General features: G+C 34.7%; 7 protein-coding genes. 3 read left to right on the plus strand and 4 right to left on the minus strand.

What is annotated here, in order from left to right; all coding sequences use genetic code 11:
• Positions 1-195 precede the first annotated feature (195 nt).
• From A5882_RS03780 to A5882_RS03795, 3 genes are all read left to right on the plus strand, one after another.
• A complete protein-coding gene (locus A5882_RS03780) occupies positions 196-1,146 on the plus strand; it encodes a hypothetical protein (protein WP_086332761.1) in 951 nt (316 codons plus the stop codon).
• A gap of 239 nt (positions 1,147-1,385) precedes the next feature.
• Positions 1,386-1,859, plus strand: coding sequence for a hypothetical protein (locus A5882_RS03790; RefSeq protein ID WP_086298851.1), 474 nt, complete (start codon positions 1,386-1,388; stop codon positions 1,857-1,859).
• 13 nt (positions 1,860-1,872) lie between these two features.
• Positions 1,873-2,298 carry a hypothetical protein gene (locus tag A5882_RS03795; RefSeq protein WP_086372436.1) on the plus strand — a complete coding sequence of 142 codons (426 nt, stop codon included), beginning with the start codon at positions 1,873-1,875 and terminating at the stop codon, positions 2,296-2,298.
• 403 nt (positions 2,299-2,701) lie between these two features.
• Here the strand turns inward: A5882_RS03795 and A5882_RS03800 are convergent, their stop codons facing one another.
• The 4 genes from A5882_RS03800 to A5882_RS03815 form a co-directional block, all read right to left on the minus strand.
• Positions 2,702-4,957 carry an ATP-binding cassette domain-containing protein gene (locus A5882_RS03800; RefSeq protein ID WP_086372947.1) on the minus strand — a complete coding sequence of 752 codons (2,256 nt, stop codon included), beginning with the start codon at positions 4,955-4,957 and terminating at the stop codon, positions 2,702-2,704.
• On the minus strand, positions 4,950-5,381 hold the full coding sequence (locus A5882_RS03805) for a MarR family winged helix-turn-helix transcriptional regulator (protein ID WP_016612169.1): 432 nt from the start codon (positions 5,379-5,381) through the stop codon (positions 4,950-4,952). The genes A5882_RS03800 and A5882_RS03805 overlap by 8 nt, the downstream gene beginning before the upstream one ends.
• Before the next feature lie 386 nt (positions 5,382-5,767).
• Positions 5,768-6,955: an AI-2E family transporter gene (locus tag A5882_RS03810; protein ID WP_034872249.1), complete on the minus strand. Its 1,188-nt coding sequence runs from the start codon at positions 6,953-6,955 to the stop codon at positions 5,768-5,770.
• 594 nt (positions 6,956-7,549) lie between these two features.
• The coding region (locus tag A5882_RS03815) for a MucBP domain-containing protein (protein ID WP_086372437.1) at positions 7,550-7,849 on the minus strand (300 nt) is incomplete at its 5' end.

The raw sequence follows: 7,849 nt of genomic DNA on the forward strand, positions 1-7,849 counted from the left end.
TCATTTCGTTCTCCTATTCTAAATTTTTCTCTTAGTATACATTGTAATAATGGTATTTATAAGTATCGTTCTATTTACACTACGTAAACTTCAGGTTTACATCCCTTCGTAAACCTGAAATGTAAACAGATTAGTCCTTTAAAGTAAATAGATATGTGTCATTATGAAAATGTAAATGGAAAAGGAGTGTGAATGATGAGAAAGAGAATATTTAAAAATAAAAAAACACCATTATTATTTGCCATACTTTCAACAGTTGCATTATCCATAATTATTTTTTTAGTTTTGCCCGGCCTCTTATTAACTAATCCTAAGTCCGAAGAAACTCAAACTATTGTTTTCGAAAACACCATAAGTTATGGATTACGTGATAGTAATGGTCAGATAGTTGATGTAGGTACACAAATAAACCAAAGTGGCTCATCTTCATTTTCAGGGGATCTTGAAATTATCCAAGATATGGAGGGACAATACCTTTATTACTTAAACATATTAAAGGACTTGCATGAAATTCCCTATGAAGTTAATGGAGAAGAAGTTACTTCGGCAAACATATTTTCATTGACCAATAAACAGAAAATAAATATAGACCTTTCAATAGACAATATTTCTGAGGGAAACGAACTAATGATTTTACTTTTTAAATATCCGAAATCGAACGACTCGATGACCTTAGAAAGAAGTTTAGAATACTCAGTTATGGGACTAAGATTCAATTTGACTAACAACAGTACCTATCCTCAGTCCATTAAATTTCTTAATGATAATGATACGAACGATTACAACGCCAGAATTTCAATGGTAAATGTTCAATCTTCAAATGAAGCGATCCTCGAACTTGAAAAAAGATCTAATGACAGTGTGGAGCTTCTTTTGGGACAAACTAGTAATGAGAACAGCAGACACTCAATTCTTCCCTTTATAAATGGCTCTCTCATAGAAAAAAATGAACTGCCTCCAAACACCGTGTATGAAATCTCTGATAATAAATTGTATAGGATTCCGATTAAAATTCCCGTCACAAAAAAAGAAAACAGTATTTTTCAATTAGTTGATGTTCTGTCGCCATATCAAATGGACGATGGGATATATTCTATTACTGAAATTGATTTCTCAAATCCTGTACTCATAAAAAATAGTAAGTAGGTGGAAAAATATGAAAAAAACAGCAAATCTCGTAAATAACTTAATTTTCGCATATTTCGTATATTGTATATACGTCATAATCTCGCCAATAGTTGTTCCGTTTATTTTCCAGTTATTGTTAGCAAAAGAGGTTCCTCTGGATACAGTAAATCACAGTTTCTCTTTCGTGAAAGCAGTATTATTTATTGTTTTCATCTTGAAGGGTAACTTTGAAAATAAAAAGAAAGAAGGTCATCACAATGAAAAAAGCACTATATAAAATGGGGGTACTGGGTCTCTTACCACTTACAACACTACCAGGTTTTGCATACGCCTCTGAAGAAGGTGGAAATATTCAAGAAGATCCAATTTTAGAAGAAATAGTCATCTCGAATAGTGATTCTAGCTCCATGACAGATGGGGTTTCACGGTCTTCCATCAAATGTACTACGACTGCTACAATCCATTACACACTCGCTCCAATAAGTGCAGCGTCCTCTGCAACTGGAGAAGCGGCTAAAATGATGGACAGTATCTTTGTACGATCACGGCTCTACAATTCAAACGGTGTACTGAAAAATGATAAGTCTTCTACTAAAACAAAAACAGCGTATAATTCTGTTAAAACAAATCATGCCCCAGTAAGTGTGTCAAAAAACTATACCTATGCAAATTCAACATTTAAGAAATCAGGTTATTCAACGGTCACTCATGAAGTTAGAGCGAATCAGTAAAGGAGAATCAATAATGAAAAGAAAAATTATACTTTTTACATTCTTGCTAAGCATCTTAGGATTCAATGTCTCGACGACAGCCCTTGCAAGCGAACAAGGAAATCTACTTGAAGTTGTTGACTCAAACGAAGCAACAATGTCGAATGCACTCACACGCTCTTCTATTTCAGTAAAAGGAAATCTATCAAAATCTAATCTAGTTTTTGTGGCTACTTCAACTGCTAGTCAAACACAAGATTCTATCTGGTCGAAATGTGAGTCTTATACATCTGGAAAAAAACTCATAAACAGCGATCAGAATACAGTAAAAAATAGCAAATATGGAAGCGCACAAGCAACGTTTGGTATACTGCACACTAGCCCTAAATCTTTAGGGTATCATCAGTTTAAAAAATCAGGCTACAACACTGTAACATTAACAACAAAATATAATTGGTAAAATGAGAATGCTTTTAATTCAATCACTGAATTAAAAGCATTTTTTGTGAGTATGGAAAATAAGAAATTCTATTTTCAAACTATATCTGTATAGTTACTTACAATAAAAAATAACCATCACTATGAGCAAGGTATCAAATACTATTAAGTATCTGACCACATCCAAGGTTTGTCCAAATACTCATAAATCTAAATTTTCATTGAACAATGATTTAGTTACGAGTTTATGAACACAAAAATAGAGTGACACATATAAATTATTGTATCTAAAAAGAGTGTCCAGAAATTCGTCACTTTCTTAACACTCTTTGTCGAAAAATTAAGAAGATCAAAAGCTATTAAATTTCTGCCCATCACATAGCTGTTAAAAAAATCATGAACTGAAATTCTTATAAACACCTTTTTTAATTGTTGTTTTTTGTATATCTTTTCAGATGTTTTGCTGTGTATGAATCTTCTAACGTTAATAAGTCTATTGGGTACCCTTGAAACAATACTTTACCTCCAAAGTTCCCCCCGCCAGGTCCCATTTCGATAAGCCATTGAGCCTGACTAATTATTTTGAGATTGTGCTCTAGAACAATCAATGTATTTCCTTTTTGCAAAAGTTTATTTAACAATAATAACAACTTGTCAATATCCGCCTCATGAAGGCCGGTAGATGGTTCATCTAATATTAGACAGTTAGAAGTATCTTGAGCAATTATTTTTGCTATCTTTAAACGCTGAAGTTCTCCACCAGAAAATGTATCTAGCGACTGCCCCAACTTCATATACTCTAGATGAACATCCATGAGAATTTGCATCGTTCTGATCAATAAGCGATCATCAAACAAATCTACTGCTTTTCGAACTGATAATTGTAAAATATCGTAAATAGTGAAACCATGCCATAAAATAGATAAGGCTTCATCGTTATATCTTTTTCCTCGGCATTTCTCACAAACTTGCTCTGCATCCCCCATAAAAGCCAAATCCATTTTTATCACTCCTTTGCCTTTGCACAGAGGACATGCTCCTTTACCGTTATAGCTGAAAAGAGAGGCACTTTTACCAGAACATTGCGCGTAGATGCTCCGAATTTTATCAAAGACATTTAGATACGTGAGAACATTTGAGCGAATGTTGCCATTTATCTGACTCTGGTCTAATATACTTGCTTCAGGATATTTTTTTTTAAAAAGATAGCGAATGAGTGTGCTCTTCCCAGAACCAGCGACTCCGGTTACAACCGTTAATGCTTGTTTTGGCAACACCACAGAAGCGTTTACAACATTGTGCAAACTAACCTCATTTAATTCGTAATAGGAAGAAAATTGTTGTCTTTGTGTATTAACGTTCAACTGATCTGCCAACGCTCTTCCAGTGATAGTGTTCGACTTCAGTAGTTCATCATAGGTTCCTTCAAAGGTGATTTTTCCACCGCTATCCCCGGATCCTGGACCGATCTCAATGATATGGTCTGCAATTTGTATAATATCCGGATCATGGTCAACAAGAACAACAGTATTTCCTTTATCTTTTAACCCCCTAATTATCTTTGCTATTTTTTGAATATCTTCTGGATGGAGTCCAATACTAGGCTCATCAAAAATGTATAGAATATCACTAAGTGCACTGTTAAGATGTTTAACCATTTTTATTCTTTGAGATTCTCCACCAGATAATGTTGCTGTTGGACGGTTAAGAAACAAATAGCCTAGGCCAACCTCCTCCAAACTCTGTAGTTTCTTACTTAAATCTTTCAAAATCACCTGAACAGCAGAAGAATGAATCTCTTTAATAAATTTGTTTAGTTCAGGAATAGGCATCCTCACACAGTCTGCGATCGATTTTCCATTTATCTTTGCAGAGCGAACGAGTTTACTTACTCTAGTGCCTTGACAATTGGGACATTCTTTCACTTGCAGAATGTGATTTAATGGTGCACTATATTGCGTGCTTTCTTTTTCGATAAAATTTTTGGTAATTCTGGGAATGATCCCTTCATAACGTGCAGTTTTTGGCCATTTATTCGTAGGATTACTTGGAGTGCTGCCGAGATCATTTAGTAAACGGTCCAATTCTTCTGCTAGGTAATCTTTAATTTTTTTATTGTTATCGAAATTACCAGATTCTGTATACCTAGACAGGCGCCATCCTCCCGGTTGAAAAGTAGGAAATTGAATAGCTCCCTCTGATAAAGATTTGTCAAAATCGATTAACTTATCGACATCAATCTCTTTGACCTCACCTAATCCCTTACAAACTTCACACATGCCCTTGGGATTATTAAACGAATAATTCATAGAATATCCAATAAAAGGGGTTGCAACCCTCGAGAATAGCAGCCTTAAACTTGAATATATATCTGTTACAGTTCCAACTGTGGAACGTGCATTTCCTCCTAGTTTCTTCTGATTAATCACAATAGACACTGGTAGATTTTCTATTTTATCAACGATTGGTTGAGAATAGTGAGGTAGTAGCTGTTGGATATAACTCGAATAGGTCTCGTTTAGTAATCGTTGGGATTCAGCTGCTAAGGTATCAAATACCAAAGAAGATTTTCCCGAGCCTGAAACACCTGTTACGACAGTTACTTGATACTTAGAAAGTTTCAAAGAAAGATTTTTTAAATTGTTTGTTTTAGCTCCTTCGATAGAAATGAGATCATTCATCATACCTCAGCCTTTCCGTTTTAAGCGCTTCTAAATATTTCTTTGCTAGTTCAGCGAACTGCTCTTTTTCCTTCCGATTAAAAACTGCATTTGCGATTTCAGATAAGTGCGTATGTCCATTATCAATAGTTGTTAATAAATGACTTCCCTCTATTGTCAAAAAAGTGAGTAGTTCTCGACCATCTGCATCATTGGGTTTCTGTTGAATATAATTCATTAATTTTAGCTCTTTTAACGCCTTTGAAAGTTTTGTCCTACTAATTCCTAGCAAAACACTCATTTTTGACGGGCGCATCTCAGTTTCAGAATTTAGAATATTTAAAATATCATATTGAAGCCAACTAATTGTTTTAGGATTTAGTCTGGTTCTTTCCGCCACCAATTCACATTGTAAGTTTACTAATACCTCTTCTAAATTATTCATTGAAAACTTCCCCTCAAATTGATTTCTATTTGGAAACTATATCATTTGGGAAATCAGATGTCAAATAGGTAGTCTATCCATCTGGCGCTTATCATTGTTGTGCGTTGATTCCTGCTTAGTCAAGCAGCCTCTTTCGTAGAAAAACGACAAGTTATTGGAATGGCTAAAAAGGAGTCATGATCCAATGAATTTCTGACACTGGAAAACTTAATTATCGGAAATTCATCGGCCCAAACTAAAAATAGAGTACTCAGAAAATAGATATTTCCAAGCACTCTATGTATTAAAATTCTTTCTTTCACTATCAAAGCAAATGATTTAACTCAAACGATCAATTTGAGCAGGACATGCGTACTTGAATTCATTTGTTCAACAGGTTTCCCTCGTTAACCATGGCTGCTTTTCTTAGTGTATGATTCTAAACTAAATTCAGTTTCTTCATAAGGAACATCTTCCGCATATATGCGATTGTATCGCTGCTTAAATTTTCGAAACCCAAACACCACTAACACTTTCACGATTGCATAAAGTGGTATACCGAAAATCAACCCAAACATGCCGAAAAGTTCACCCATTATCCATAGCACAAAAATAATTGTTACTGGATGGATCACCATATGTTTTCCCATGACCTGAGGTTCGATCAGCTCCCCATTTAATAATTGAACAACGATCCAGACAATGCACAACTGAATGAACATCGTAGGAGACGTCATGATTGCAATGATTGCACAAGGGAAAAAGGCGACAACCGGTCCGATATAAGGAACGATAGCTGTTGCGCCAACAAGAAATGCTAAGCTTCCAGAAAAAGGCATGTCGATAATTAAGAAGCCAATAAAAGTCAATGTTCCTATGATCACACAAACGACTAGTTGGCCCTTTAGATAGGCGCCCACCTGATTTTCCATTGTCCGAATGATTTCTTTGACTTCATGACGTAATCTAGGGGGGAAGATACCTAAAGAATACTCTACAAATTGACGGTCATTTTTCAATAAAAAGAACGTGATGATCGGCACTGTCAATAACAACAATAGGACATGGGTAATCGTTGAAAACACTTGTGAAGCACCGAAAATAATATTGCCCAGATATACGCCCACATTATTAGAAACTTGATTTATCCAATTCGCCAGAACCTCGAGTCCCTCATGATATGCTTGTTCATATCTAGTATTTTGTATAAAAGTTTCTATTACTCGTTCAGCTTCAATCAAATAATTTGGGAAGTTTTCGATCAATCGTTCAAATTGTTGGATAAGTAACGGCAGTGCGAGGGCAGTTGACAAGATGAAGGCAGCAGTAAGTGTGCATAATGTAATAATAATACTCAGTACTTTTGAAAGTCCTAGCCCTACCAAAAACTTTACAACTGGTTTAAGTACAAAATATAAAACGAGCGTCATAGTTAACGGAGGAAGAACCACCTGAAATACTTTAACTACTGGCTCAATCAAAAAGGTAAGATTTTTGAACAGCAATAGTGTTGCGCCACCTATAAACAGGACCGCTAAGATGTATAAGAGTGTAGCCCCACCCAACATTTGTATCACTTTATGTTTCTTTTTCATTTCTTCTCCCCGTTCTTTCATTATCTAAATCAATCTTCTTTTCTTGTAAAGATTAGCTCACCCCAAATGGACCTTTTCATTCACTAATCTCCCCCACTTGAGGATTCGATGCGATTTGAAATGAAGACAACTTTTATTTAATAATCTTACCATAATTAGTCATAAAAATACCTCTAAGCTATATCTCTAGCCTAGAGGTGTTTTTCAGATTGATTAATGAGCTATCTTCTCTATATTATTTGACAAACTCCCTTTATTATTTTAGTATTTTCAGAACTTTTTATAATCATTCACAATAAATAAATTTTAATTATCAATGAAAAATCAGCCTCCAAAAAAATTATACCGTTAGCTTAAATGAACATAATAAAAAGAGCCTAATCAAAAATGAAAAACAGGTGAAACATTAATGAATCAAGAACTTTAAAGTTTGCAATTCCTTAAATGAATTATTCTTATATTTAGCGACTCCTATTTTATCTAGACATAGATTTCATTGTAGGTTTCTATACACAATATCGAATAGTATTATTAGAAATTTGATTCAAAAAGAGTGTCCAGAAACGATCATTTTCTGAACACTCTTTCTTCCTCTTATCGATTACTTCTTTTACGTTTTTTAATTGCTACAAATACGAGTGTGACTAACAAAGCTCCGACACTACTTAAAATCAGTTGTCCTTTAATCTGTTGTCCAGTTTTTGGTAAATGATTATTTGAATTACCATTGTTCTTAGGATTATGCGCTTTAGTGTTATATACGTACACCACTTCTTGTCCTGTATCACTGAAGGTGCCTGAAGCATTATCTGGGGTTTCTACTACATACCACCCTGGGATCTCTTTGGCTTCGCTTGTATATGGTAACCCTACTTTTCCGCTTAATACCGTTGG

The organism is Enterococcus sp. 4E1_DIV0656 (assembly GCF_002140695.1).
GTDB classification, from domain to species: domain Bacteria; phylum Bacillota; class Bacilli; order Lactobacillales; family Enterococcaceae; genus Enterococcus_D; species Enterococcus_D entomosocium.